The organism is Pseudomonas sp. GW821-FHT10B02 (assembly GCF_059415665.1).
In genome coordinates this window covers 348,912-374,222 of the sequence record NZ_JBWKNR010000002.1, presented here as the reverse complement: position 1 = coordinate 374,222, position 25,311 = coordinate 348,912, and the positions used below count along the sequence as shown (strand labels likewise).

Annotated in this window: 21 protein-coding genes; all 21 read right to left on the bottom strand. The window is 60.2% G+C overall.

The window, feature by feature from the left end:
* Positions 1 to 153: 153 nt before the first annotated feature.
* On the bottom strand, positions 154 to 1,443 hold the full coding sequence (gene eno, locus AC07OF_RS04665; protein ID WP_157193719.1) for a phosphopyruvate hydratase: 1,290 nt from the start codon (positions 1,441 to 1,443) through the stop codon (positions 154 to 156).
* A 154-nt stretch (positions 1,444 to 1,597) separates the two neighbouring features.
* Positions 1,598 to 2,443: a 3-deoxy-8-phosphooctulonate synthase gene (gene kdsA / locus AC07OF_RS04660; protein WP_107026008.1), complete on the bottom strand. Its 846-nt coding sequence runs from the start codon at positions 2,441 to 2,443 to the stop codon at positions 1,598 to 1,600.
* Between the two features lie 3 nt (positions 2,444 to 2,446).
* Complete coding sequence (gene pyrG, locus AC07OF_RS04655) at positions 2,447 to 4,075, bottom strand: CTP synthase (protein WP_157193720.1); 1,629 nt, start codon at positions 4,073 to 4,075, stop codon at positions 2,447 to 2,449.
* A 271-nt stretch (positions 4,076 to 4,346) separates the two neighbouring features.
* On the bottom strand, positions 4,347 to 5,639 hold the full coding sequence (gene tilS / locus AC07OF_RS04650) for a tRNA lysidine(34) synthetase TilS (protein WP_495072605.1): 1,293 nt from the start codon (positions 5,637 to 5,639) through the stop codon (positions 4,347 to 4,349).
* A 117-nt stretch (positions 5,640 to 5,756) separates the two neighbouring features.
* Positions 5,757 to 6,704 carry an acetyl-CoA carboxylase carboxyltransferase subunit alpha gene (locus AC07OF_RS04645; protein ID WP_107026011.1) on the bottom strand — a complete coding sequence of 316 codons (948 nt, stop codon included), beginning with the start codon at positions 6,702 to 6,704 and terminating at the stop codon, positions 5,757 to 5,759.
* Between the two features lie 98 nt (positions 6,705 to 6,802).
* Positions 6,803 to 10,324 carry a DNA polymerase III subunit alpha gene (gene dnaE, locus AC07OF_RS04640; protein WP_495072604.1) on the bottom strand — a complete coding sequence of 1,174 codons (3,522 nt, stop codon included), beginning with the start codon at positions 10,322 to 10,324 and terminating at the stop codon, positions 6,803 to 6,805.
* Between the two features lie 108 nt (positions 10,325 to 10,432).
* Positions 10,433 to 11,062, bottom strand: a complete 630-nt coding sequence (gene rnhB, locus AC07OF_RS04635) for a ribonuclease HII (RefSeq protein ID WP_157193723.1) — start codon at positions 11,060 to 11,062, stop codon at positions 10,433 to 10,435.
* The gene (lpxB, locus tag AC07OF_RS04630) at positions 11,063 to 12,190 is read right to left on the bottom strand and encodes a lipid-A-disaccharide synthase (RefSeq protein WP_157193724.1); all 1,128 of its coding nucleotides are present in this window, start codon (positions 12,188 to 12,190) and stop codon (positions 11,063 to 11,065) included. It lies immediately after the preceding gene.
* Positions 12,191 to 12,192: 2 nt separating this feature from the next.
* Positions 12,193 to 12,969, bottom strand: coding sequence for an acyl-ACP--UDP-N-acetylglucosamine O-acyltransferase (lpxA, locus tag AC07OF_RS04625; protein ID WP_038613984.1), 777 nt, complete (start codon positions 12,967 to 12,969; stop codon positions 12,193 to 12,195).
* Positions 12,966 to 13,406, bottom strand: a complete 441-nt coding sequence (gene fabZ / locus AC07OF_RS04620; RefSeq protein WP_038613986.1) for a 3-hydroxyacyl-ACP dehydratase FabZ — start codon at positions 13,404 to 13,406, stop codon at positions 12,966 to 12,968. Before fabZ ends, lpxA begins: the two co-directional genes overlap by 4 nt.
* A gap of 110 nt (positions 13,407 to 13,516) precedes the next feature.
* On the bottom strand, positions 13,517 to 14,572 hold the full coding sequence (gene lpxD, locus AC07OF_RS04615; protein WP_157193725.1) for a UDP-3-O-(3-hydroxymyristoyl)glucosamine N-acyltransferase: 1,056 nt from the start codon (positions 14,570 to 14,572) through the stop codon (positions 13,517 to 13,519).
* A gap of 2 nt (positions 14,573 to 14,574) precedes the next feature.
* Positions 14,575 to 15,078 carry an OmpH/Skp family outer membrane protein gene (locus tag AC07OF_RS04610; protein WP_010224837.1) on the bottom strand — a complete coding sequence of 168 codons (504 nt, stop codon included), beginning with the start codon at positions 15,076 to 15,078 and terminating at the stop codon, positions 14,575 to 14,577.
* A 44-nt stretch (positions 15,079 to 15,122) separates the two neighbouring features.
* Positions 15,123 to 17,483, bottom strand: a complete 2,361-nt coding sequence (gene bamA, locus AC07OF_RS04605) for an outer membrane protein assembly factor BamA (protein ID WP_157193726.1) — start codon at positions 17,481 to 17,483, stop codon at positions 15,123 to 15,125.
* 74 nt (positions 17,484 to 17,557) lie between these two features.
* Positions 17,558 to 18,910: an RIP metalloprotease RseP gene (gene rseP, locus AC07OF_RS04600; RefSeq protein ID WP_476445912.1), complete on the bottom strand. Its 1,353-nt coding sequence runs from the start codon at positions 18,908 to 18,910 to the stop codon at positions 17,558 to 17,560.
* 42 nt (positions 18,911 to 18,952) lie between these two features.
* Positions 18,953 to 20,143 carry a 1-deoxy-D-xylulose-5-phosphate reductoisomerase gene (ispC, locus tag AC07OF_RS04595; protein WP_157193728.1) on the bottom strand — a complete coding sequence of 397 codons (1,191 nt, stop codon included), beginning with the start codon at positions 20,141 to 20,143 and terminating at the stop codon, positions 18,953 to 18,955.
* On the bottom strand, positions 20,140 to 20,955 hold the full coding sequence (locus tag AC07OF_RS04590) for a phosphatidate cytidylyltransferase (protein ID WP_157193729.1): 816 nt from the start codon (positions 20,953 to 20,955) through the stop codon (positions 20,140 to 20,142). Before AC07OF_RS04590 ends, ispC begins: the two co-directional genes overlap by 4 nt.
* A complete protein-coding gene (gene uppS / locus AC07OF_RS04585) occupies positions 20,955 to 21,710 on the bottom strand; it encodes a polyprenyl diphosphate synthase (protein WP_157193730.1) in 756 nt (251 codons plus the stop codon). Before uppS ends, AC07OF_RS04590 begins: the two co-directional genes overlap by 1 nt.
* Positions 21,711 to 21,727: 17 nt before the next feature.
* Positions 21,728 to 22,285 carry a ribosome recycling factor gene (gene frr, locus AC07OF_RS04580; protein WP_045193626.1) on the bottom strand — a complete coding sequence of 186 codons (558 nt, stop codon included), beginning with the start codon at positions 22,283 to 22,285 and terminating at the stop codon, positions 21,728 to 21,730.
* Positions 22,282 to 23,025, bottom strand: a complete 744-nt coding sequence (pyrH, locus tag AC07OF_RS04575; protein ID WP_010224848.1) for a UMP kinase — start codon at positions 23,023 to 23,025, stop codon at positions 22,282 to 22,284. Before pyrH ends, frr begins: the two co-directional genes overlap by 4 nt.
* Before the next feature lie 181 nt (positions 23,026 to 23,206).
* Positions 23,207 to 24,070, bottom strand: a complete 864-nt coding sequence (gene tsf / locus AC07OF_RS04570) for a translation elongation factor Ts (protein ID WP_038614008.1) — start codon at positions 24,068 to 24,070, stop codon at positions 23,207 to 23,209.
* A gap of 181 nt (positions 24,071 to 24,251) precedes the next feature.
* The gene (rpsB, locus tag AC07OF_RS04565) at positions 24,252 to 24,986 is read right to left on the bottom strand and encodes a 30S ribosomal protein S2 (RefSeq protein WP_038614011.1); all 735 of its coding nucleotides are present in this window, start codon (positions 24,984 to 24,986) and stop codon (positions 24,252 to 24,254) included.
* Between the last annotated feature and the right edge of the window lie 325 nt (positions 24,987 to 25,311).

Sequence of the window (25,311 nt, the reverse complement as noted above, 5' to 3'; positions counted from 1 at the left end):
AGTGGAAAAAGACCGCCACCTCTGCAGGGCACTGATGGCACGAAGCCTGGCCGAAGCCAGGCTTTGTGTATTCAGACCTGCTGCAACAAGTTGCTGAACAGTCAGTATGGCTGTTCAGCGAACCTTGGCTGCTGTCTTTTTACCATCTCTTGCTTAGCCGCGAAACTCGGCACGACCACGGTACACAGCCTTGCTGCCCAGTTGCTCTTCGATACGCAGCAGCTGGTTGTACTTGGAAACGCGGTCGGAACGGCACAGCGAGCCGGTCTTGATCTGGCCGGCAGCGGTACCCACGGCCAGGTCGGCAATGGTCGAATCTTCGGTTTCGCCCGAACGGTGCGAGATCACTGCGGTGTAACCGGCAGCCTTGGCCATCTGGATGGCTTCCAGGGTTTCGGTCAGCGAGCCGATCTGATTGAACTTGATCAGGATCGAGTTGCCGATCTGCTTGTCGATGCCTTCTTTCAAGATCTTGGTGTTGGTCACGAACAGGTCGTCACCGACCAGTTGTACCTTGGCGCCGATCTTGTCGGTGAGGATCTTCCAGCCAGCCCAGTCGGACTCGTCCAGACCGTCTTCGATCGAGATGATCGGGAAACGCTCGGTCAGGCCCTTCAGGTACTCGGCAAAACCTTCAGCGTCGAACGACTTGCCTTCGCCGGACAGGTTGTACTTGCCGTCTTCGTAGAATTCGCTGGCCGCGCAGTCCAGGGCCAGGGTCACATCGGTGCCCAGCTTGTAGCCAGCGTTGGCCACAGCTTCAGCGATGGCGCCCAGGGCGTCTTCGTTGGAAGCCAGGTTAGGTGCGAAACCGCCTTCGTCACCGACAGCGGTGTTCAGGCCACGGGCCTTGAGCACAGCTTTGAGGTGATGGAAAATTTCGGTGCCCATGCGCAGGCCATCGGAGAAGGTCTTGGCGCCAACCGGCTGCACCATGAACTCCTGGATGTCGACGTTGTTATCGGCGTGCTCGCCACCGTTGATGATGTTCATCATCGGAACCGGCATCGAGTACTGGCCCGGGGTGCCGTTGAGGTTGGCGATGTGCGCGTACAGCGGCAGGTCCTGATCCTGGGCAGCGGCTTTGGCAGCGGCCAGGGACACAGCCAGGATAGCGTTGGCGCCCAGATTGGCCTTGTTCTCGGTACCGTCCAGCTTGATCATGGCGTGGTCGAGGGCTTTCTGGTCAACCGGGTCTTTGCCCAGCAGCAGATCGCGGATCGGGCCGTTGATGTTGGCAACAGCTTTCAGTACGCCTTTGCCCATGTAACGGCTCTTGTCGCCATCACGCAGCTCCAGCGCTTCGCGCGAGCCAGTGGAAGCACCGGACGGCGCGCACGCGCTGCCGATGATGCCGTTGTCGAGCAGTACGTCCGCTTCTACGGTGGGGTTACCACGCGAATCGAGAACTTCACGACCTTTGATGTCGACGATTTTTGCCATTGTTGTAAGCACTCCAGAATTGACGAAAACAACGCAGCTGAGAAAAATCTTTGCCGTTCGCCTGGCTGTTGGAAACGGGCAGGCCTGACGATGGCGTGCCCCTGACCCGTGGGTCAGGGGTTGAACGGGGGGTACTTTACCGGAGAATTGAGGATTACGCGGTTTCTACCGTCGGAAAACTCTTCACCAGATCGTCCAGTTGCTTGAGCTGGGCCAGGAATGGCTCCAGTTTGTCCAGACGCAGGGCGCATGGACCGTCGCATTTGGCGTTGTCCGGGTCCGGGTGGGCTTCAAGGAACAGCCCGGCCAGGCCCTGGCTCAGACCGGCCTTGGCCAGGTCGGTGACCTGGGCACGGCGGCCACCGGCGGAATCGGCGCGACCACCCGGCATCTGCAGGGAGTGAGTCACGTCGAAGAACACCGGGTACTCGAACTGCTTCATGATGCCGAAGCCGAGCATGTCGACCACCAGGTTGTTGTAACCGAAGCTCGAACCACGTTCGCAGAGGATCAACTGATCGTTACCGGCTTCTTCGCACTTGGTCAGGATGTGTTTCATCTCCTGAGGCGCGAGGAACTGGGCCTTCTTGATGTTGATCACCGCGCCGGTCTTGGCCATGGCCACCACCAGGTCGGTCTGGCGCGACAGGAAAGCCGGCAACTGGATGATGTCACAGACTTCTGCCACGGCTTGCGCCTGATGCGGCTCGTGAACGTCGGTGATCAGCGGAACATTGAAGGTGCGCTTGATCTCTTCGAAGATCTTCATCCCCTCTTCCAGGCCTGGGCCACGGTAGGAGTTGATCGACGAACGGTTGGCTTTGTCGAAGCTGGCCTTGAACACGTAAGGGATACCGAGTTTCTCGGTAACCCGTACGTACTCTTCACAGACCTTCATGGCCAGGTCACGGGATTCCAGCACGTTCATGCCGCCGAACAGGACGAACGGCTTGTCGTTGGCGATCTCGATGTTACCGACGCGAATGATCTTCTGGGTCATGTATCAGGCCTTGTTCTTTTGAGCCAATGCCGCCTTGACGAAACCGCTGAACAGCGGATGGCCATCACGCGGCGTCGAGGTGAACTCAGGGTGGAACTGGCAAGCGACGAACCATGGATGATCCTGCGACTCGACCACTTCGACCAGCGCGCCGTCACCGGAACGACCGGAAACCTTGAGGCCGGCGTCTACCAGTTGTGGCAGCAGCTTGTTGTTCACTTCGTAGCGATGACGATGACGCTCGACGATCACGTCCTTGGCGTAGCAGTCATGGACCTTGGAGCCGCTTTCCAGCTGGCACTCCTGGGCACCCAGACGCATGGTGCCGCCCAGGTCGGACGCTTCGGTACGGGTTTCAACCGCGCCGGTGGCGTCTTCCCACTCGGTGATCAGACCGACAACCGGGTGAGCGCTGTTGCGATCGAACTCGGTGGAGTTGGCATCTTTCCAGCCCATGACGTTACGGGCGAATTCGATGACCGCAACCTGCATGCCCAGGCAGATACCCAGGTACGGGACCTTGTTCTCGCGAGCGTACTGCACGGCAGTGATCTTGCCTTCGACACCGCGCAGACCGAAGCCGCCCGGAACCAGGATGGCATCCGCGCCTTCGAGCAGGCTGGTGCCCTGGTTCTCGATGTCTTCGGAGTCGATGTAGCGCAGGTTGACCTTGGTGCGGTTCTGGATGCCGGCATGGCTCATCGCTTCGATCAGCGACTTGTAGGCGTCCAGCAGCTCCATGTACTTGCCGACCATGGCGATGGTCACTTCGTGCTCTGGATTGAGCTTGGCATCGACGACCTTTTCCCACTCGGACAGGTCGGCGCCATTGCACTGCAGGCCAAAGCGCTCGACGACGAAGTCATCCAGACCCTGGGCGTGCAGCACGGCCGGGATCTTGTAGATGGTGTCGACGTCTTCCAGGGAGATCACCGCACGCTCTTCAACGTTGGTGAACAGGGCGATCTTGCGACGCGAGGAAACATCAACCGGATGGTCGGAACGGCAGATCAGCACGTCAGGCTGCAGGCCGATGGAGCGCAGCTCCTTGACCGAGTGCTGGGTCGGCTTGGTCTTGGTCTCGCCAGCGGTGGCGATGTACGGTACCAGGGTCAGGTGCATCAGCATGGCGCGCTTGGAGCCCACTTCGACGCGCAACTGACGGATAGCCTCAAGGAACGGTTGCGACTCGATGTCACCCACGGTACCGCCGATTTCCACCAGGGCCACGTCGGCATCGCCAGCACCCTTGATGATGCGGCGCTTGATCTCGTCGGTGATGTGCGGAATGACCTGGATGGTCGCGCCCAGGTAATCACCACGGCGCTCTTTGCGCAGCACGTGCTCGTAGATACGGCCGGTGGTGAAGTTGTTGTTCTGGGTCATGGTCGTGCGGATGAACCGCTCGTAGTGGCCCAGGTCCAGGTCGGTTTCGGCGCCGTCGTGGGTGACGAACACTTCACCGTGCTGGAACGGGCTCATGGTGCCCGGGTCGACGTTGATGTACGGGTCCAGCTTGAGCATGGTGACCTTGAGCCCCCGCGCCTCCAGGATGGCCGCCAATGAAGCCGAGGCAATGCCTTTCCCCAATGAAGAAACAACACCGCCCGTGACGAATATGTAGCGCGTCATGAAAAACCCTAGAAGTCTGCGTTAAAGCGGTCTGCGCCGCCGGGGAAAGCGAAGGAAGGCCGAAGCCCCCGATCACCTGCGTCAATCACAGTGCTACTTAAAAAACTGCCGCGTCTGGACAGACCGGGGGTTTTCGACCCGGTACGGAGCTCGCTACACATTTTTAGAATCGCCCAGCAAAAAACTGCTTGGTAATCGGCAACTGCCGTGATTTCAGGGAAGCCACAGAAGTTGTATCAAGAAGGGAGCGTAGTCTACCGGAATGTGCCTTTCATCTCAAACCTTGCGCGCTCGTCGGTATGCACCAATGTAATTGCCATGGCCCCTGACTCAGTTCCGGCAGGTTGGCCACGGCCAGTAACTGCTCGCCGCGATAGAGCAACGGCAGGCGGCAACGGACGAACGCCGGCACCTGCAGCTCGTTGAGCAGGCGCTTGAGGTCACGGCGGCCACGCCCGGCAACCTGCAGGCTTTCACCGCCCTGGCGGTAGGCGACACGCAACGGCCCCTGCGGCATGATGCCGCTCAAGTGCAGAGTGCCATTACCTGGCAAGGTCAGACCTTGTGCCGGATCATCCCAGTCCTGCCCCACCGGGGCCTTGAGCCAGTCGTCGGCCAGCCACCAGATACGCTCGTTGGCACGCTGCAGCTCGCCGTCGGTCAGACGCCAGCATGGCCGTCCGTCGCCTGATGCGTCACGCAAGTCTTCCCAGCCGGCCCAGTGGCGCGCGTCTGGCAAGCGCGTGCGTTGCGCCAGCCAGTATTGCAGGGCATTGCGCTGACGCGCCGGGGACAATCCACGCAGCACGCTCAGGTCCAGCGAGGCCAGGGGCAGCCAGTCAAAGCCGCACGGCGTGCAGGCCTGGTGCAAATCCTCAAGCGCCAGTTCATCCAGCAGCCCTTGGGCCTCGCTCAGGTGCTCGGCGGTGCGTGCCAGACTCTGCGCCGCTTGCGGCCAACGCTGGCGCAACACCGGGAACACAGCGTGACGCAAGTAATTACGCGAATACTGCGTGTCGCCATTGGAGGGGTCCTCGACCCACACCAGCTGTTGCGCATGGGCGTAGCGCTCCAGCGCCTCTCGCGATACATCGAGCAACGGCCGCAGCAACAGCCCCTGCCCCAACGCACGCTGAGCGGGCATAGCCGCCAGACCGCGAACACCAGCCCCGCGTAACAACCTGAACAGCAAGGTCTCGGCCTGATCCTCACGATGCTGCCCGGTCAGCAGCACTTCGCCGGGACGCAGAGCCTCAGCGAGGGCTGCATAACGCGCGTCACGGGCGCCCTGCTCAAGACTGGCACCAGGGGCGACCTTGACGTGAATGATCTGCAAATCGACGCCGAGATCGTCACACAGGCGCTGGCAATGGGCGGGCCAGGCGTCAGCCGCAGCTTGCAGGCCGTGGTGGATGTGAATCGCACGAAGGGGGGGTAGCGGATGCTGACGGGACAGACTTGCCAGCAGGTGCAGAAGGACGGTGGAGTCGAGGCCGCCGGAGAGAGCGACGCACCAGGAAGGGGCGTGTCGCCAGGGGGAGAGCTTGCTTTGAAGATCAATCATCGGCGTTGGCCCGGTTGCGAGCGCTTGGCGCTCGATCGCTGGCAAGGCCAGCTCCCACAGGTCCGGTGGTCAACCCAATTCCTGTGGGAGCCGGCCTTGCCGGCGATGGACCTCAGATCAGAGCCCGTAGCTCATCAGACGGTCATAACGGCGCTTGAGCAGCGCATCGTTGTCGAACTTCTTGAGCATGTCCAGTTGTTCGATCAGCTCGCCACGAATGGTTGCCGACATTTTCGCCGGGTCACGGTGGGCGCCGCCCAGTGGTTCGGCGATGACCTTGTCAACAATACCCAGCCCCTTCAGACGCTCGGCGGTAATGCCCATGGCTTCGGCAGCGTCCGAGGCCTTTTCGGCAGTCTTCCACAGAATCGAAGCACAACCTTCCGGCGAGATCACCGAGTAGGTGGAGTACTGCAGCATGTTCAGCTGATCGCAGACGCCAATGGCCAGTGCACCACCAGAACCACCTTCACCGATAACGGTAGCGATGATCGGGGTCTTCAGGCGCGCCATGACCCGCAGGTTCCAGGCAATCGCTTCACTCTGGTTGCGCTCTTCGGCGTCGATGCCCGGGTAGGCACCCGGGGTGTCGATGAAGGTCAGGATCGGCATCTTGAAGCGTTCGGCCATTTCCATCAGGCGGCAGGCTTTGCGATAGCCTTCCGGACGCGGCATACCGAAGTTGCGGCGCACCTTCTCACGCACTTCGCGGCCTTTCTGGTGACCGATGACCATCACTGGCTTGTCGTCCAGACGGGCGATACCGCCGACAATCGCCGCGTCGTCGGCAAAGTGCCGGTCGCCGTGCAGCTCGTCGAACTCGGTGAACAGGTGATCGATGTAGTCCAGGGTATACGGACGACGCGGATGACGAGCCAGACGGGCAATCTGCCAGCTGGTCAGGTTGCCGAAAATGCTTTCGGTCAGGGTGCTGCTCTTGTCTTGCAGACGGGCGATTTCATCGCCGATGTTCAGCGAGTTGTCATTGCCGACCAGGCGCAGCTCTTCGATCTTGGCTTGCAGGTCAGCAATCGGCTGTTCGAAATCCAGAAAATTCGGGTTCATAGGCATCCGTCTAGGGTCTACGGCCAGGCGGCCGGCCGGTTGATCCGTTTGGCGCCCTACCTTAAGGGATCAGGCGCATTCAGGTCGAGATTAAAAATTCATCGATATTGCAAAAAGACGTTCTCACGCCCGAACTGGTCACGCAGTGCCTGAATCAGGCCATCGGCCGGGTCGATTCGCCAGCTTTCGCCGAACTGCAACATCGCCCGGGCATCGCTGCCGGTGTACTCCATGGTGATCGGGCAAGCGCCGCGATGGCGCTTGAACAGCTCGCCCAGCCAGGTCAGGCGATCGCCCTTGAGGGCGTCGCTGTGGACTTTCAGGCGCAGGCTCTCGGCCAGGTTGGTCCGCGCATCTTCCATGCTCATGACCCGCTTGACCCGCAGGCGCAGGCCGCCGGAGAAGTCATCATTGCTGACCTCACCTTCGACCACCACCATCGCGTCGGTCTGCAACAGGGCCTGGGCGGCCATGAAGGCATCGGCGAACAACGAGGCCTCGATACGTCCGGAACGGTCGTCGAGGGTGACAAAGCCCATTTTGTCACCTTTTTTGTTCTTCATGACCCGCAGGGCGATGATCATGCCGGCCACCGTCTGGGTGTCGCGGGCCGGCTTCAGGTCAATGATGCGTTGACGCGCGAAGCGGCGAATCTCGCCTTCATATTCGTCAATCGGGTGACCGGTCAGATACAGGCCCAGGGTGTCCTTTTCACCACGCAGACGCTCCTTGAGGGTCAGCTCGCGGGCCTTGCGGTGGTTGGCGTAGACATCGGCATCTTCTTCAACGAACAACCCGCCGAACAGGTCGGCATGACCGCTGTCAGCGGTACGGGCGGTCTGCTCGGCGGCCTTGATCGCCTCTTCCATGGTCGACAGCAACACCGCGCGGTTGCGGTCGATGTTGGCCTGGTAGGCCTTGAGCTCGTCATGGAAGTACGGCCCCAGTCGATCCAGGGCGCCGCTGCGAATCAGCGCGTCGAGGGTACGCTTGTTGATGCGCTTGAGGTCGACACGCTCGCAGAAGTCGAACAGGTCCTTGAACGGACCGTCGCGGCGCGCTTCAACGATGGCCTCTACCGGCCCCTCGCCGACGCCCTTGATCGCCCCCAGGCCGTAGACGATACGACCGTCGTCATTGACCGTGAACTTGAAGTCGGAGGTGTTCACGTCCGGCGCATCGAGGCGCAGCTTCATGCTGCGCACTTCCTCGATCAGGGTCACGACCTTGTCGGTGTTGTGCATATCCGCCGACAGCACCGCAGCCATGAACGGCGCCGGGTGGTGGGTTTTCAGCCAGGCGGTCTGGTAGGACACCAGGCCATAGGCGGCGGAGTGGGATTTGTTGAAGCCGTAACCTGCGAACTTTTCTACCAGGTCGAAGATGTTACCTGCCAGGTCCGGGTCGATGTTGTTGGTGGCGCAACCTTCGATGAATCCGCCACGCTGCTTGGCCATTTCCTCGGGCTTTTTCTTACCCATGGCGCGACGCAGCATGTCTGCACCACCGAGGGTGTAGCCAGCCATCACCTGGGCAATCTGCATCACCTGTTCCTGGTACAGGATGATGCCGTAAGTCGGCGCAAGCACCGGCTTGAGGCCTTCGTACTGGTAGTCCGAGTGCGGATAAGCCAGTTCGGCGCGGCCGTGCTTGCGGTTGATGAAGTCGTCAACCATGCCCGATTGCAGCGGGCCGGGACGGAACAACGCCACCAGTGCGATCAGGTCTTCCAGGCAGTCGGGCTTGAGCTTCTTGATCAGCTCCTTCATGCCCCGCGATTCAAGCTGGAACACTGCAGTGGTCTCAGCCTTTTGCAGCAGTTCGTAGGTTTTTTTGTCATCCAGCGGGATGAAATCGATGTTCAGGTCATCCAGGCCTTTCTTGGCCTGCTCGCGGTTGATGGTTTCCATCGCCCACTTGATGATGGTCAGGGTGCGCAGACCGAGGAAGTCGAACTTCACCAGACCCGCCGCCTCGACGTCGTCCTTGTCGAACTGGGTAACCAGGCCGCCGCCTTCTTCATCACAGGCGATCGGCGAGAAGTCGGTGAGCTTGGTCGGCGCGATGACCACACCACCGGCGTGCTTACCGGTACCGCGGCAGACACCCTCGAGCTTGAGGGCCATGTCCCAGATTTCCTTGGCGTCCTCATCGGTCTTGAGGAAGTCGCGGAGCATCTCTTCCTGCTCGTAGGCTTTCTCCAGGGTCATGCCCACTTCGAACGGGATCATCTTCGACAGGCGATCGGCCAGGCCGTAGGACTTGCCCTGCACCCGCGCCACGTCGCGCACCACCGCCTTGGCGGCCATGGTACCGAAGGTGATGATCTGGCTCACCGCGTTGCGGCCATAGGCATCGGCCACGTACTCGATCACCCGGTCGCGGCCATCCATGCAGAAGTCGACGTCGAAGTCGGGCATGGAAACCCGTTCCGGGTTGAGGAAACGTTCGAACAGCAAGTCGTAGGCCAGCGGATCGAGGTCGGTGATCTTCAGCACGTAGGCTACCAGCGAGCCGGCGCCCGAACCCCGGCCCGGGCCTACTGGCACGCCGTTGTTCTTGGCCCACTTGATGAAGTCCATAACGATCAGGAAGTAACCGGGGAAGCCCATCTGGATGATGATATCCAGCTCGAATTTCAAGCGGTCGAGGTAGACCTGACGCTTTTCTTCGTAGTTGGGCGTGGTCTCTTTCGGCCACAGCACCGCCAGACGCTCTTCCAGGCCTTCATGGGAGACATGCCGCAGGTAGTCGTCAATGCCCATGCCGTTGGGCGTCGGGAAATCAGGCAGGAAGTGTTTGCCCAGCTGCACCTGGATGTTGCAGCGCTTGGCAATCTCCACGGTGTTGGCCACTGCGTCAGGCAGGTCGCTGAACAGCTCGGCCATTTCTTCCGGGCTTTTCAGATATTGCTGGTCACTGTAGTTGCGTGAACGCCGCGGGTCGTCGAGGGCGCGGCCTTCGCCAATGCATACGCGGGTTTCATGGGCGTCGTAGTCCGACTGCTTGATGAAACGCACATCGTTGGTCGCTACCAGCGGTGCATTGAGCTTGTCGGCCAGGGCGACCGCAGCATGCAGGTACTCTTCATCGCCAGCGCGGTTGGTGCGCTGCACTTCGACATAGAAGCGATCAGGGAACATCGCCATCCAGTCTTGCAGCAAGGCTTCGGCTTCTTCAGGGTTGCCATTGAGCAACGCCATGCCGATATCGCCTTCTTTGGCTGCCGACAGGGCGATCAGCCCCTCGCTGGCCGCGGGGATCCAGTCACGCTCGATCACCACCAGGCCATTGCGCTGGCCTTCGACCCAACCGCGAGAGATCAACTCGGTGAGGTTGCGATAACCCTTGCCGTCCATGGCCAGAAAGCAGATGCGCGACAGCGGTGCGTCGGGGTCGCGATTGGCCAGCCACAGGTCGGCGCCACAGATCGGCTTGATCCCCGAGCCCATGGCGTTCTTGTAGAACTTGACCAGCGAGCACATGTTGCTCTGGTCGGTAACCGCTACGGCCGGCATGTTCATCGAGGCCAATGCCTTGGCCAGCGGCTTGATCCGCACCAGGCCATCGACCAGGGAGAATTCGGTGTGCAGGCGTAGATGAACGAAAGAAGCCGACATGATGATCCTATAGCAGCACAAAACAACAAGGCCCGGATTGTACCGGGCCTTGATCAAAACATCAGCCAGCGCAGGTCGATCCTGACTGCTGACACTTGTCCGAAATCATCAGACCTCGGCGAAACCGTTGCTCAAAGCGCCCCGCGCCTCGTAAGCGGCACGAACCGGTGCGAAAGAGCGCCGGTGAATCGGCGTCGGCCCGAGCCGCGCCAGGGCTTCAAGGTGCACCGGCGTCGGATAGCCCTTGTGTCCGCCAATACCGTAACCTGGATACATCAGCTCGAAAGCGGCCATTTCCCGGTCGCGGGTAACCTTGGCCAGAATCGAAGCGGCAGCGATCGCCGGCACCTGGCTGTCACCCTTGACCACCGGTGCCGACGGCACTGACAGCTTGGGGCAGCGGTTGCCATCGATCAGCGCCAGTTTCGGTGTGACGCTCAGCCCTTCGACCGCGCGCTGCATGGCCAGCATGGTGGCATGCAGGATGTTCAGTTCGTCGATTTCTTCGACTTCGGCGCGGGCAATGCAGAAGCTCAGGGCTTTTTCGCAGATTTCATCGAACAGCTTTTCGCGACGTGCCTCGGTGAGCTTCTTCGAATCGTTCAGACCAAGGATCGGTCGCTGCGGATCGAGGATCACCGCCGCCGTCACTACCGCGCCGCACAGCGGGCCGCGGCCAACTTCGTCGACGCCGGCGACCAGGTCCTCGACCAGGTTGAAGTCCAGTCCCATTTGCATCTATCGGGTTTCCAGCAGGGCCAGCACCGCTTCGGCTGCCTGGTTCGAGGCATCGCGGCGCAGGGTACGGTGAATCTGGTCAAAGCCTTCGGTCTGCTGTGTACCACCCTCTACCAGCGGCGCCAGGGTCTGGGCCAGCGCTTCGGGGGTGGCGGCTTCCTGCAGCAACTCAGGCACCAGCATGCGCTGGGCCAGCAGGTTGGGCAGGGAAACGTAGGGGCTTTTGACCAGTCGTTTGAGAATCCAGTAAGTCAGCGGTGCCAAACGGTAGGCAACCACCATCGGCCGCTTGAACAGCAGCGCTTCCAGGGTGGCGGTACCCGAGGCGATCAGCACCGCATCGCAGGCCGCCAGGGCTTGGTGCGAACGACCGTCGAGCAGGGTCAGCGGCAGGTCGCGACCTTCCAGCATCTGTTCCAGCTGGGCCCGGCGCTCGGCATTGGCACACGGCGACACGAAGCGCACACCCGGCACCAGCTCGCGCAAACGCTGAGCGGTATCGAGAAACAACGTCCCCAGGCGTCCGACTTCACCGCCACGGCTGCCGGGCATCAAGGCCACCAGCGGCCCTTCGCCGAGCCCCAGTTGCTCGCGGGCAGCACGACGATCAGCTTCGAGAGGAATACTGTCAGCCAGCGGGTGACCGACGAAACGTACCGGCACACCCTTCTCTTCGTAGAACCTGGCCTCGAAGGGAAACAGCGTCAGCATCAGGTCACAACCTTCGCGAATCTTCAGCACACGCTTCTGCCGCCAGGCCCAGACCGAGGGGCTGACGTAATGCACGGTCTTGATCCCGGCCTTGCGCAGGTTCAGCTCGATATTGAGGGTGAAGTCAGGCGCATCGATACCGATGAACACATCCGGGCGTTCTTCGATCAAGGTCTGGATCAGAGCCTTGCGCCGCTTGAGTAGCTCGCGCAGGCGACCCAGCACCTCGACCAGGCCCATGACCGCCAGGCGTTCCATGGGGAAGTAGGACACCAGGCCCTCAGCCTGCATCAGCGGCCCGCCAACCCCGATGAAACGTACCTGCGGATGGCGCGCCTTGAGCGCCCGCATCAAGCCGGCGCCAAGGATGTCGCCGCTGGCTTCACCCGCCACCAGCGCTACACAGAGCTCAGCCATGATCAGCGGGTGATGCCGCGGGTGGAGTTCTGGATCGACTTGAGGAACACGTCGACTTCAGGGAATTGCGCGGCAGGTTCGGCCAGTTCGGCGATAGCCTGCTCGACCGTCAGCCCCTGACGATAAACCACCTTGTAGGCACGACGCAGGGCGTGAATGGCATCTTCACTGAAGCCCCGACGGCGCATGCCCTCGAAGTTCATGCTGCGCGCCTCGGCCGGATTACCGAACACCGTCACATACGCCGGTACATCCTTGCCGATTGCGGTGCCCATGCCGGAAAAGCTGTGGGCGCCGATATGGCAGAACTGATGCACCAGGGTGAATCCGGAGAGGATCGCCCAGTCATCCACATGGACATGCCCGGCCAGCGCAGTATTGTTGACCAGGATGCAGTGGTTGCCGATGACGCTGTCGTGACCGATGTGGGCATAGGCCATGATCAGGTTGTGATCGCCCAGCGTGGTTTCCGAGCGGTCCTGCACGGTGCCACGGTGGATGGTCACGCCTTCACGGATGACATTGTGATCACCGATTACCAGGCGTGTAGGCTCACCCTTGTACTTGAGGTCAGGGGTATCTTCACCTACCGAGGAAAACTGGTAGATGCGATTGTGTCGACCGATACGGGTCGGACCCTTGAGAATTACGTGCGGACCGATAACGGTCCCCTCGCCGATCTCGACCCCGGCACCGACGATAGACCAAGGGCCAACCTCGACGCCGTCGGCGATCTTCGCCGAGGGATCGATAATTGCCCGAGGGTCAATCAAACTCATAGTTTACGTTCCGCGCAGATGATCTCGGCCGAGCACACTGGCTTGCCATCGACCGACGCCTGGCATTCGAACTTCCAGATCTGACGCTTGCAGCTGATGAACTTGGCTTCGAGGATCAGCTGGTCACCCGGCAGCACCGGCTGACGGAAGCGCAGTTTGTCGGAACCGACGAAATAGTACAGCGTACCGTCCGCAGGTTTCACGTCGAGCATCTTGAAGCCAAGGATACCGGCCGCCTGGGCCATGGCTTCGATGATCAGCACGCCCGGCATGATCGGGTGCGCCGGGAAGTGACCATTGAAGAACGGTTCGTTGATGCTGACATTCTTGTAGGCACGAATGCGCTGGGCCTCGACGTCCAGGTCCACCACCCGGTCCACCAACAGGAACGGGTAACGGTGAGGCAGGTATTCGCGAATCTCGTTGATGTCCATCATTTCGGGGGGAAGCCTGTAGTAAAGATAGGGAGCGCCCGCTTTTGCCAGGCGCTCCTTTTGCAAATCAAAGAGTCAGCCTGTGGCTATTCACTCTCGATCAGGAAATGGTATCAGCCTTCTGATGAAGGCTGGCTGCCTGAGGTCACGACCTCGACACGCTTTTCCAACTGTTGAAGGCGTTTCGCCATCTCGTCGAGCTGGCGAATCCGTGCGGCACTTTTACGCCACTCGCCCAGCGGCTGCATCGCCGTACCGGAAGAATAAGCCCCAGGTTCGGTGATCGAACGTGTGACCATGGTCATGCCGGATACGAAAACGCCGTCGCAGACATCGATATGCCCCACCATGCCGACACCGCCGGCGATGGTGCAATGCTTGCCAATCTTGGTACTGCCGGAAATGCCGACACAAGCCGCCATTGCCGTGTGATCACCAATCTGTACGTTATGGGCGATCTGGATCTGGTTGTCGAGCTTGACCCCATTGCCGATCCGCGTGTCTGCCAGGGCGCCACGGTCAACCGCGGTGTTGACTCCGATTTCGACATCGTCGCCAATACTGACACCACCGATCTGCGCGATCTTCTGCCAGACACCCTTCTCGTTGGCAAAGCCGAAGCCCTCACCCCCGATAACTGCACCAGACTGAATCACCACACGCTTACCGATGCGCACGTCGTGGTAAAGGGTCACTCGCGGCGCCAGCCAGCCGCCCTCGCCGATCACGCAACGGGCGCCGATGAAGCACTGTGCACCGATGGTCACTCCCGGGCCGATCTGCGCACCGCTCTCGATCACCGCACAGGCGCCGACACTGGCGCTGGCATCGACCTGAGCATCGGCGGCAACCACGGCGCTGGGATGAATTCCCGCTACAGCCCTGGGCTTTGGATCGAACAGGTGGGAGATGCGCGCATAGGCGAGGTACGGATCGGGGACGATCAGGGCATTGCCGGCAAAGCCTTCGGCATCAGCAGGCTTGAGCAGGATCGCAGCTGCCTGGCTGTCACCGAGGTACTTGCGGTACTGCGGATTGGCGAGAAAGCTCAACTGCCCCGGCCCGGCTTCCTGAAGGGTTGCCAGGCCAGAGATTTCCAGCTCCTCGGGGCCACTTAGGGTGGCGCCGAGGAACTCGGCCAGCTGGCCGAGTTTCATGGTCACAGTCATGTTCAACGGGACTGGTTCATGCGCTCGATGACTTGGCGAGTGATGTCGTACTGAGGTTTGACATCAATCACCGCGCCACGCTCGAGCACCAGGTCAAAACCGCCCTTCTTGATCACTTCTTCAACCGCGCCATCGAGCTTGGGCTTCAGTTGCTTGAGCATTTCACGGTCGGCCACGGCCTTGGACTCGTTCAGTTCCTTGGACTGGAACTGGAAGTCGCGGGCTTTTTGCTTGTATTCAAGCTCCAGACGCTCGCGCTCTGGCTGGGCCATTTTGTCGCCACCGGCACGAATCCGGTCGGCAATGCCCTTGGCGCTGCTTTCCAGGTTCTTCAGCTTGGTCAGCTGCGGGCCGAACTTCTTCTCGGCATCGACGGCGTACTTCTTCGCCGCGTCCGACTCAAGCAGGGCCATCTGATAGTTCAGAACGGCAATTTTCATTTCGGCGAAAGCCGGGGTTGCGACCAGGGCCGCAGCCAGTACTGCCAGTTGGGTCAACTTACGCACGATGCACTCCTACAGAATCCGTTGTCGTTAGCAGGGGGCAGACCTTAGAAGGTCTGACCCAGAGAGAATTGGAACACCTGGGTATCGGCGTCGTCCGGTTTCTTCACCGGCATCGCCAGGCTGAAGCTCAACGGACCGAGCGCGGTAATCCAGGTCACGCCCAGGCCAACGGAGCTGGCCAGTCCAGACAGACCAGGCTTCTCGCAATCCGGCTGAGAGCCGCAGTTGGAATCGAACACGTTACCCACATCCCAGAATACCGAAGTACGCAGCGAACGCTGGTCCTTGACAAACGGCAGCGGGAACAACAGCTCCATACCCCCCTGGATGAGGACGTTACCACCGAACGGCAGTGGGTCCTGATCCGGGTCGGCGATGGTGCCTTCGTTACCCGTCACCGGGAAACCACGGCTCGGGGTACTGCGTGGACCCAGGCTGCTGTCCTTGAAACCGCGCACCGAGTTGAAACCACCAGCGTAGTAGTTTTCATAGAACGGCAGGCCCGAGGTACTGCCGTAACCATCACCATAACCCAGCTCGGTGTGCAGACGCAGGGTGTAGTCGTTGGTGATTGGCTTGAACAGCTGACCACGGTAATCGAGTTTGAAGAACGACAGGTCGCTGCCCGGCGTAGTGGTTTCAAACACCAGACTCTGGGAATGACCACGGGTGGCGAGCACGCCCTTGTTCAGGGTCGACTCGGACCAACCGGCCGAAGCCTTGAAGTTCAGGTACTTGTCGCCTTCCTCTTTGACGAAATCGAAGATCTCGTCAACGGTGTACTGGCCGGTCTTGATCTCGTCCTGCTGTACGGTCAGGCCGAAGGTCAGGCGCGAAGTTTCGCTGATCGGGTAACCGACGCTGACGCCCCCACCCAGGCTATCAACCGCGTAGCTGGCAACGTCGACGTCGAGGTCGTCGTAGTCAGTGGTGCGATAGAAGGCGTTATAGCCCAGGCTGACGCCGTCGGCAGTCCAGTAGGGGTCAACAAAGCCGAAGTTGTAGCGGCTCTGGTATTCACTGCGGGTCAGACCGATGGAGACCTTGTTACCGGTACCCAGGAAGTTGGTCTGGCTGATCGAACCACCAAGGATCAGACCGGCGCTCTGGGCGAAACCGACGCTGGCGGTGATCGAACCGGACGCTTGTTCTTCAACGCTGTAGTTGACGTCGACCTGGTCATCGGTGCCCGGAACGGCCGGGGTCTCGACGTTGACTTCCTTGAAGAAGCCCAGGCGCTCAAGACGGGTCTTGGACTGATCGATCAGGTAAGTCGAAGCCCAGCCACCTTCCATCTGACGCATTTCACGGCGCAGCACTTCGTCTTCGGACTTGGTGTTGCCACGGAAGTTGATACGGTTGACGTAGGCACGCTTGCCCGGATCGACCACGAAGGTGATGTCGACGGTGTGATCCTGGTCGTTTGGCTGTGGCACGCCGTTGACGTTGGCGAAGGTGTAGCCTTCGTTGCCCAGACGACGGGTGATCAGCTCGGAGGTGGTGGTCATCACTTTACGCGAGAACACCTGGCCCGGCTGCACCAGCATCAGCGACTTGACCTGGTCTTCCGGCACCTTGAGGTCGCCGGAGAGCTTCACGTCACGAACGGTGTACTTCTCACCTTCGTTGACGTTGACAGTAATGTAGACGTGCTTCTTGTCCGGGGTGATCGACACCTGGGTGGAAGCGATGTCCATGTTGATGTAGCCGCGGTCCAGGTAGTAGGAACGCAGACGCTCCAGGTCACCGGAGAGTTTTTCACGGGCGTACTTGTCATCGTTCTTGAAGAACGACAGCCAGTTGGTGGTCTTCAGCTCGAACAGGCCAACCAGGTCTTCTTCAGGGAAGACGGTGTTGCCGACCACGTTGATATGCTGGATGGCAGCAACGGTGCCTTCGTTGATCTTGATCTTCAGGCCGACGCGGTTGCGCGGCTGCGGCACGACTTCAGTGTCGACCTCTGCCGAGTAACGGCCCTGGGCAACGTACTGACGCTGCAGTTCGTTACGCACACCTTCAAGGGTAGCGCGCTGGAAGATTTCGCCTTCGGACAGGCCGGACTGTTTCAGACCCTTCATCAGGTCTTCAGTGCTGATGGCCTTGTTACCTTCGATCTCGATGCTGGACACCGAAGGACGCTCGACCACGGTAATGATCAGGACGTTGCCGTCACGGCCCAGTTGGATATCCTGAAAGAAACCGGTCTTGAACAGTGCACGGGTGGAGTCCACCAGGCGACGGTCATCGGCCTCATCGCCGACGTTCAATGGCAAAGCACCGAAAACGCTGCCCGCGGAAACCCGCTGCAGACCATTGACACGAATATCGGAGATGGTGAAGGACTCGGCGTGAACTTCAGCGATCATCAGTACGGCGAGAACCGCAGTTAGCAGCAGACGTTTCATGAAGTCCTTTCTTATTCCAACTGGCAATAAACGACCCGCCGCGGGACGCGGCAGGTTCGCAATTGAGCGAAGCTTTACAGTCGACCCAAATCGTTTATCAGGGCAAGCAACATCACCCCGACTACCAAACTGATACCGATCTGGATCCCCCAACCTTGCACCCGATCCGAAAGCGGACGACCACGCGCCCATTCGATCAGGTAGAACAGCAAATGCCCCCCATCCAGTACTGGAATGGGCAGCAAATTAAGAACCCCCAGGCTAATGCTCAGGTAGGCGAGGAAATTCAGGAAATCCCCAACGCCTGACTGGGCTGAAGCGCCCGCCACTTTAGCAATGGTTATCGGTCCACTCAAGTTTTTTACCGAGAGCTCGCCGAACAGCATTTTCTTCAACGATTCGAGGGTCAGGACGCTCATGTTCCAGGTCCGTGAAAGCCCCTCGCCTACGGCCTCCAAGGGTCCATAGCTGACTTCCCGAAGCATGGCATCCGGCCACTTCACTGGCTTTACGCCAGCTCCGAGATAACCGCTGGCCGACTTGCCCTCGCCGCGACTGGCCAGGGTAACCGGTATATCCAGGGTTGTATCATCGCGCTCGACGTGCAGCACGATCTTGCTACCCGCGCGCGAACGCACGATATCAACGACTTGTTGCCAGTCATTCAACGCCTTGCCATCCAGGCTCAGCAGGCGATCACCGGTTTGCAGGCCAGCTGCCTTGGCCGGCCCCTTGGGGTCAAGTTCGGCCAGCACTGGCGGTAATGCCGGGCGCCACAGTCGCAATCCCAGCGAGCGAATAGGATCGGGTTCGTCAGCCCCTTTGAGCCAGTTGTCCAGGGTCAGCACATGAGCACTGTCGACTGTTGCGCCCTCTTCGCGCACATTGATATGCAACTGACCGCTTTCGCCCAGGCGACGAATCAACTGCAAATTGACGGCGGACCAGCCAGTGGTCGCCTTGCCATCAATGGAAACAATTTCCTGACCAGCTTTCAGGCCTGCGGCCTCTGCAACACTGCCCGCTTCGACCCCACCAATGACCGGACGTTCCTGCTGGGTGCCAAGCATTGCCAGCACCCAGAAAAACAGGATGGCCAGCAGAAAGTTGGCCACAGGCCCGGCGGCAACGATCGCAATACGCTGGCGCACCGACTTGCGGTTGAAGGACTGATCGAGCTGATCAACCGGCACTTCACCTTCGCGCTCATCGAGCATCTTGACGTAGCCACCCAGCGGGATGGCTGCCACCACGAACTCGGTACCATGGCGGTCGTGCCAGCGCAGCAGCGGCATACCGAAACCGACGGAAAAACGCAGAACCTTGACGCCACAACGCCGGGCCACCCAGAAGTGACCGAATTCGTGAAAGGTGACCAGCACACCCAATGCCACCAGGGTGCCGATAATCATGTAGAGCGCACTCATATCTTTCTCCGAATGACGTTCAGCCCAGCCAGGCGCCCGGCCTCAGCGCCCGTGATGGTTCAACCACTGACCGGCCAGCTGGCGGGCGCGCTGATCGGCGGCGAACACCGCCTCAAGCGTCGGCACCGCGACGACCGGCTCCTGGTCGAGTACTTGTTCGATCATACTCGCGATCTGCGGGAAGCGGATCCGCCGCTGGAGAAATGCCTCCACCGCCACTTCATTGGCTGCATTGAGCATCGCCGGTGCACTGTTGCCCGCCTCGGCTGCCTCACGCGCCAGGCGCAGACAGGGGAAACGCTGCTCGTCGGGGGCCTGGAAATCCAGGCGCGCAACCGCAAACAGATCCAGCGGCGCGACACCGGAATCAATCCGCTGCGGCCAGGCCAGGGCATTGGCGATCGGTGTGCGCATGTCCGGGTTGCCCAGTTGGGCCAGCACCGAACCATCGACGTAGTCGACCAGCGAGTGAATCACGCTCTGCGGATGCACCACCACTTCGACCTGACTCGGCCGCGCATCGAACAACCAGCACGCTTCGATCAGCTCGAGCCCTTTATTCATCATGCTGGCCGAGTCGACCGAGATCTTGCGCCCCATGGACCAGTTCGGATGGGCGCAGGCCTGCTCCGGGCTGACCTCGGCCAGCTCGGCCAACGGCGTTTCGCGAAACGGCCCACCGGAGGCGGTCAGCAGGATGCGCCGCACACCGACCTGGGACAGGCCACGGGCATAGTCACCAGGTAAGCACTGGAAGATTGCGTTGTGTTCGCTGTCGATCGGCAGCAACACCGCACCGCTGCGCTGCACGGCCTGCATGAACAAGGCGCCGGACATCACCAGCGCCTCCTTGTTAGCCAGCAGGACTTTCTTGCCCGCCTCGACCGCCGCCAGGGTAGGACGCAATCCTGCCGCGCCGACAATCGCCGCCATCACCGCGTCAACCTCAGGGGCTGCCGCCACCTGGCACAAGCCAGCTTCGCCTTCCAGCACTTCGGTGCTCGAACCGGCTGCCGCCAACCCTGCACGCAACTGCCCCGCCGCCTCGGCCGACGGCACCACGGCAAACACCGGGGCATGGCGCAGACACAGCGCGAGCAGCTCCGGCAAGCGAGAGTAACCACTCAAGGCGAACACCTGGTAGCGGTCGGGATGACGAGCGATGACATCCAGGGTGCTCAGGCCAATCGAGCCGGTAGCCCCCAGCACGGTAATACGTTGCACGCTACTCACATCACGCCCCAGTTGGCTGCCCAGAGCAGCACGGCAAACAGCGGAATGGCAGCGGTCAGGCTGTCGATGCGGTCCAGTACGCCGCCGTGGCCCGGCAGCAGATTACTGCTGTCCTTGATCCCAGAACGGCGCTTGAACATGCTTTCGGTCAGGTCACCAACCACCGACACCAGCACCACAATGGCAGCGCCGACCAGGCCCAGCAGCAACTCGGCGATACCCCAGTCGCGTTCAAGACCGACCACCAGGGTAATCACCAGGCTCAACGCCAGGCCGCCATAGACACCTTCCCAGCTTTTGCCCGGACTCACTTGCGGCGCCAGCTTGCGCTTGCCGAAGGCACGCCCGGAGAAGTACGCCCCAATGTCCGCAGCCCAGACCAGCACCATGACCGCCATGATCAGCCAATTACCCAAAGGCCAGTGCTTGAGCAGCACCAGGCCCTGCCAGGCCGGCAACAGGATCAGCAGGCCGATCAGCAACCGGCAGGCAACGCTGGACCAGAGTTCGTTGGTACGCGGATACGTCAGCACCAACCAGGTCGCCACACCCCACCACAAGACCGACGCACCCAGCACCCAAGGCGCCAGCTCCGGCATGAGGTAGAGCAGCATCAGCAGCCCGGCCACCACGGCGGCAAAGGCAACACGTACAGCTTGCGCCACCAGGCCCGCCAGGCGCGCCCACTCCCAGGCACCCAGGGTGACCACCAGACCGATGAACAGGGCGAAATCGCCACCATCGAGCAAGAAGAAGCCACCCAGAGCGATCGGCAACAGGATCAGCGCAGTGATGATGCGTTGTTTAAGCATTAAGCACGGGCTCCAGCTTCGACCTGCTCGCTGGTTTTCCCGAAGCGGCGCTGGCGCGAAGCGTAATCGGCCAACGCTGTGCGCATGGCCTCGTGTTTGAAGTCCGGCCAGAACAGGTCGGAGAAGTACAGTTCGGCGTACGCCAGCTGCCACAACAGGAAGTTACTGATGCGGTGCTCGCCACCGGTACGGATACACAGATCGGGCAGCGGCAGATCACCTGTTGCCAGGCAGGTCTGCAGCAGCTCGGGCGTGATGTCGTCCGGGCGCAGGTGGCCGGCCTGAACCTCGCGCGCCAGGCGCTGGGCGGCCTGGGCGATATCCCACTGGCCGCCGTAGTTGGCGGCGATTTGCAGAATGAAGCGGTTGCTGCCAGCAGTCAGCGCTTCCGCTTCGCGCATGGCAGCCTGCAGCTCAGGGTGAAAGCGTGAGCGATCCCCGATGATGCGCAGACTGATGTTGTTGTCGTTGAGGCGCCTGGCTTCCCGACGCAAGGCCGAGAAGAACAGCTCCATCAACGCCCCGACCTCTTCGGCCGGTCGCTGCCAGTTCTCGCTGGAGAAGGCGAACAGGGTCAAGACCTCGACCTTGGCCTCGGCGCACACCTCGATGACCGCGCGCACCGCATCGACGCCTGCCTTGTGCCCGGCGACACCGGGCAACAGGCGCTTCTTCGCCCAGCGATTATTCCCATCCATGATGATCGCGACATGGCGCGGCACCGATGGGGACCCACCCTGTTTGGTCTTTTCCATTAAAAAAGTCCCGACCTTTAAACGGCCATCAGGTCCTTTTCTTTCTCTTCGGTGGCCTTGGTAATCTGGGCCTCGGTATCTTTCGTCAGCTTGTCGATATCAGCGATGGCGCGACGCTCTTCGTCTTCACTGATTTCCTTGTCTTTGACCAGCTTCTTCAGTTCACCCAGAGCATCGCGGCGAATGTTGCGCACAGCAACGCGAGCGTCTTCGGCCGCACTGCGTGCCTGCTTGGTGAAGCCCTTGCGGGTTTCTTCAGTCAGGGCTGGCATGGTGATCAGCAGCAACTCACCCAGGTTGGTCGGGTTGAGATTCAAACCGGCGCTCTGGATGGCCTTGTCAACGGCAGCGAGCATGTTGCGCTCGAAAGCCACGACCTGCAGGGTGCGCGAATCTTTCACGGTGACGTTGGCGACGCCGCTGATCGGGGTGTCGGTACCGTAGTAAGGCACCATCACGCTTGCCAGGATGCTTGGGTGTGCCTTGCCGGTACGAATCTGGCCGAACGCGTAAGCCAGAGACTCCAGGGATTTCTGCATGCGCGCTTGGGCGTCTTTCTTGATTTCGTTGATCATTTTTGAACTTCCTCGATCAGAGTTCCTTCAGCGCCACCATGTACGATATTCAGCAGGGCGCCGGGCTTGTTCATGTTGAAGACGCGCAACGGCATCTTGTGGTCGCGGCACAGGCAGATTGCCGTCAGGTCCATTACGCCCAGCTTGCGATCCAGCACTTCATCGTAAGTCAGATGATCGAACTTCTCGGCATGCGGGTCTTTGAATGGATCTGCAGTGTATACACCATCGACCTTGGTTGCCTTCAATACCACATCGGCATCGATTTCGATGGCGCGCAGGCAGGCAGCGGAGTCGGTGGTGAAGAACGGGTTGCCGGTACCGGCAGCGAAGATTACAACTTCTTTCGAGTTCAGGTGGCGCATGGCTTTGCGACGGTCGTAGTGATCGGTCACACCCACCATGGAGATGGCCGACATGACGATAGCGGTAATATTCGCCCGCTCCAGCGCATCGCGCATGGCCAGGCCGTTCATCACCGTAGCCAGCATGCCCATGTGGTCGCCAGTGACGCGGTCCATGCCGGCTGCACTGAGCGCCGCACCACGGAACAGGTTGCCACCACCGATCACCAAGCCTACCTGAACACCGATCCCGACCAGTTGGCCAACTTCCAGTGCCATGCGATCCAGGACCTTGGGGTCGATCCCGAACTCTTCCGAGCCCATCAGGGCCTCGCCGCTAAGCTTGAGTAGAATGCGTTTATAGCGAGCTTGATAACCACTGCCCTGCTGAGCCATTGCGAATCTCTCCTGCGGCGTTTGTAAAAAATCTGGCGGACTGCTGTCAGTCTGCGCGTAACTCTAGTGTGGCGCAGCTACTGCGCCAGCGAGCAACGGTCTCGTAAACCGCCCCCGCTTTGACAAAGAGGCTGCGCGCGTGAGCGGGCAGCCTCTTCGGGGCGACAGAGGTGAATCTGTCTTATTGCTTGGCAGCAGCCAGCTGAGCGGCAACTTCTTCAGCGAAGTTGTCAACTGGCTTCTCGATGCCTTCGCCTACTTTGAAGTAGGTGAAGGAAACGATTTCAGCGCCGGCTTTCTTGGCCAGTTCGCCGACCTTGATTTCCGGGTTCATGACGAACGCCTGCTCGACCAGGCTGGCTTCGGCCAGGAACTTCTTGATACGACCGTCGATCATGTTGGCGACGATGTTCTCAGGCTTGCCCTTCATCTTCTCTTCGTTCAGCTGCATGAATACAGCCTTCTCGCGCTCGATTGCTTCAGCCGAGACTTCCGATGGATTCAGGAACTCTGGGTTGCTGGCAGCCACGTGCATGGCGATTTCTTTGGCCAGCTGGACGTCGCCGCCCTTCAGGACAACAGCAACACCGATCTTGTTACCGTGCAGGTAGGTACCGACAACGTCACCTTCAACGCGCACCAGGCGACGGATGTTGACGTTCTCACCAACCTTGGCAACCAGCGCTTCACGAGCTGCTTCGCGCGAAGCGATCAGCGGAGCGGCGTCGGTCAGTTTTTCAGCGAAAGCCTGTTCAACGCTTTCAGCGACGAAGTTCTTGAAGTCGTCTTGCAGGGCCAGGAAGTCGGTCTGCGAGTTCACTTCCAGCAGGACGGCGGACTTGTCGTCAGCCTTGATGGCGATGGCGCCTTCAGCAGCAACGTTGCCAGCTTTCTTGGCGGCCTTGATGGCGCCCGAAGCACGCATGTCGTCGATTGCTTTTTCGATGTCGCCGCCAGCCTTGGTCAAGGCTTTCTTGCAGTCCATCATGCCTTCGCCGGTACGCTCGCGCAGTTCTTTAACCAGCGCTGCAGTAATCTCTGCCATTTCAAATTCCTCTTGGATAGGTTTTCAACCATTCCACCCGATACTTGACGGGCGTTCAAATCTGTAAATCCAGTGCCAGCACTCATGCAGTTTGCAACGGCGATGCTGACAGGAGGATTTCAAGGTGGCAAAAAGGGGGCCTAGCCCCCTTTTTGCGTGCCGAGTAGACGCCAGGCGTCAATTACTCAGCAGCTGGTGCTGCTTCTTCAGCGTAAACTTCGGTGCCGCCAGCAACGTTGTTGCGACCACGGATAACCGCGTCAGCCATCGAACCCATGTACAGCTGGATAGCGCGGATGGCGTCATCGTTGCCTGGGATGATGTAGTCAACGCCTTCTGGGCTGCTGTTGGTATCGACAACGCCGATGACCGGGATGCCCAGCTTGTTGGCTTCGGTGATAGCGATGCGCTCGTGGTCAACGTCGATCACGAACAGGGCATCAGGCAGACCGCCCATGTCCTTGATGCCGCCCAGGCTGCGATCCAGTTTTTCCAGATCACGGGAGCGCATCAGGGCTTCTTTCTTGGTCAGCTTGGCGAAGGTGCCATCTTCGGCCTGGGTTTCCAAGTCGCGCAGACGCTTGATCGAAGCACGGATGGTTTTGTAGTTGGTCAGCATGCCGCCCAACCAGCGGTGATCGACGTACGGCGAACCGCAACGTGCTGCTTCTTCAGCAACGATCTTGCCAGCGGAACGCTTGGTGCCGACGAACAGAATCTTGTTTTTGCCCTGGGCCAGACGCTCGACGAAAGTCAGTGCGTCGTTGAACATTGGCAGGGTTTTTTCAAGGTTGATGATGTGAATCTTGTTGCGCGCGCCGAAAATGTACTTACCCATTTTCGGGTTCCAGTAACGGGTTTGGTGACCGAAGTGCACACCGGCCTTCAGCATATCGCGCATGTTGACTTGGGACATGATAGTTCCTTGATAAGTCGGGTTGGGCCTCCACGTATCCCAATGACCAACCCAGGATCCGTAGATCGAAGGCACCCAGGTCATCGTGTCGACACGTGTGTGGGTTTAAGCTCTCGGGGCTATCCCCGCAAAGCGGCGCATTTTATATCACACAAGCGCGCTAAACGGAACCCGAAATAGCATCGTCCGTCACAGGCTTTTGCACCGCAACGCTAATCGCGCCAGAATGCCTCTATATAAAGGCTGTATCACAGCCATAGCCGCCTTAGCGGGCGCCGCTCTGGTAGAATCCGGCCTTTCCTCAGAATATTTGCGCATCCATGCG

Coding starts and splice junctions, on each gene's coding strand:
- eno (WP_157193719.1), bottom strand. CDS start 1,443: ATGGCAAAAATCGTCGACATCAAAGGTCGTGAAGTTCTCGATTCGCGT.
- kdsA (WP_107026008.1), bottom strand. CDS start 2,443: ATGACCCAGAAGATCATTCGCGTCGGTAACATCGAGATCGCCAACGAC.
- pyrG (WP_157193720.1), bottom strand. CDS start 4,075: ATGACGCGCTACATATTCGTCACGGGCGGTGTTGTTTCTTCATTGGGG.
- tilS (WP_495072605.1), bottom strand. CDS start 5,639: ATGATTGATCTTCAAAGCAAGCTCTCCCCCTGGCGACACGCCCCTTCC.
- AC07OF_RS04645 (WP_107026011.1), bottom strand. CDS start 6,704: ATGAACCCGAATTTTCTGGATTTCGAACAGCCGATTGCTGACCTGCAA.
- dnaE (WP_495072604.1), bottom strand. CDS start 10,324: ATGTCGGCTTCTTTCGTTCATCTACGCCTGCACACCGAATTCTCCCTG.
- rnhB (WP_157193723.1), bottom strand. CDS start 11,062: ATGCAAATGGGACTGGACTTCAACCTGGTCGAGGACCTGGTCGCCGGC.
- lpxB (WP_157193724.1), bottom strand. CDS start 12,190: ATGGCTGAGCTCTGTGTAGCGCTGGTGGCGGGTGAAGCCAGCGGCGAC.
- lpxA (WP_038613984.1), bottom strand. CDS start 12,969: ATGAGTTTGATTGACCCTCGGGCAATTATCGATCCCTCGGCGAAGATC.
- fabZ (WP_038613986.1), bottom strand. CDS start 13,406: ATGATGGACATCAACGAGATTCGCGAATACCTGCCTCACCGTTACCCG.
- lpxD (WP_157193725.1), bottom strand. CDS start 14,572: ATGACTGTGACCATGAAACTCGGCCAGCTGGCCGAGTTCCTCGGCGCC.
- bamA (WP_157193726.1), bottom strand. CDS start 17,483: ATGAAACGTCTGCTGCTAACTGCGGTTCTCGCCGTACTGATGATCGCT.
- rseP (WP_476445912.1), bottom strand. CDS start 18,910: ATGAGTGCGCTCTACATGATTATCGGCACCCTGGTGGCATTGGGTGTG.
- AC07OF_RS04590 (WP_157193729.1), bottom strand. CDS start 20,955: ATGCTTAAACAACGCATCATCACTGCGCTGATCCTGTTGCCGATCGCT.
- uppS (WP_157193730.1), bottom strand. CDS start 21,710: ATGGAAAAGACCAAACAGGGTGGGTCCCCATCGGTGCCGCGCCATGTC.
- frr (WP_045193626.1), bottom strand. CDS start 22,285: ATGATCAACGAAATCAAGAAAGACGCCCAAGCGCGCATGCAGAAATCC.
- pyrH (WP_010224848.1), bottom strand. CDS start 23,025: ATGGCTCAGCAGGGCAGTGGTTATCAAGCTCGCTATAAACGCATTCTA.
- tsf (WP_038614008.1), bottom strand. CDS start 24,070: ATGGCAGAGATTACTGCAGCGCTGGTTAAAGAACTGCGCGAGCGTACC.
- rpsB (WP_038614011.1), bottom strand. CDS start 24,986: ATGTCCCAAGTCAACATGCGCGATATGCTGAAGGCCGGTGTGCACTTC.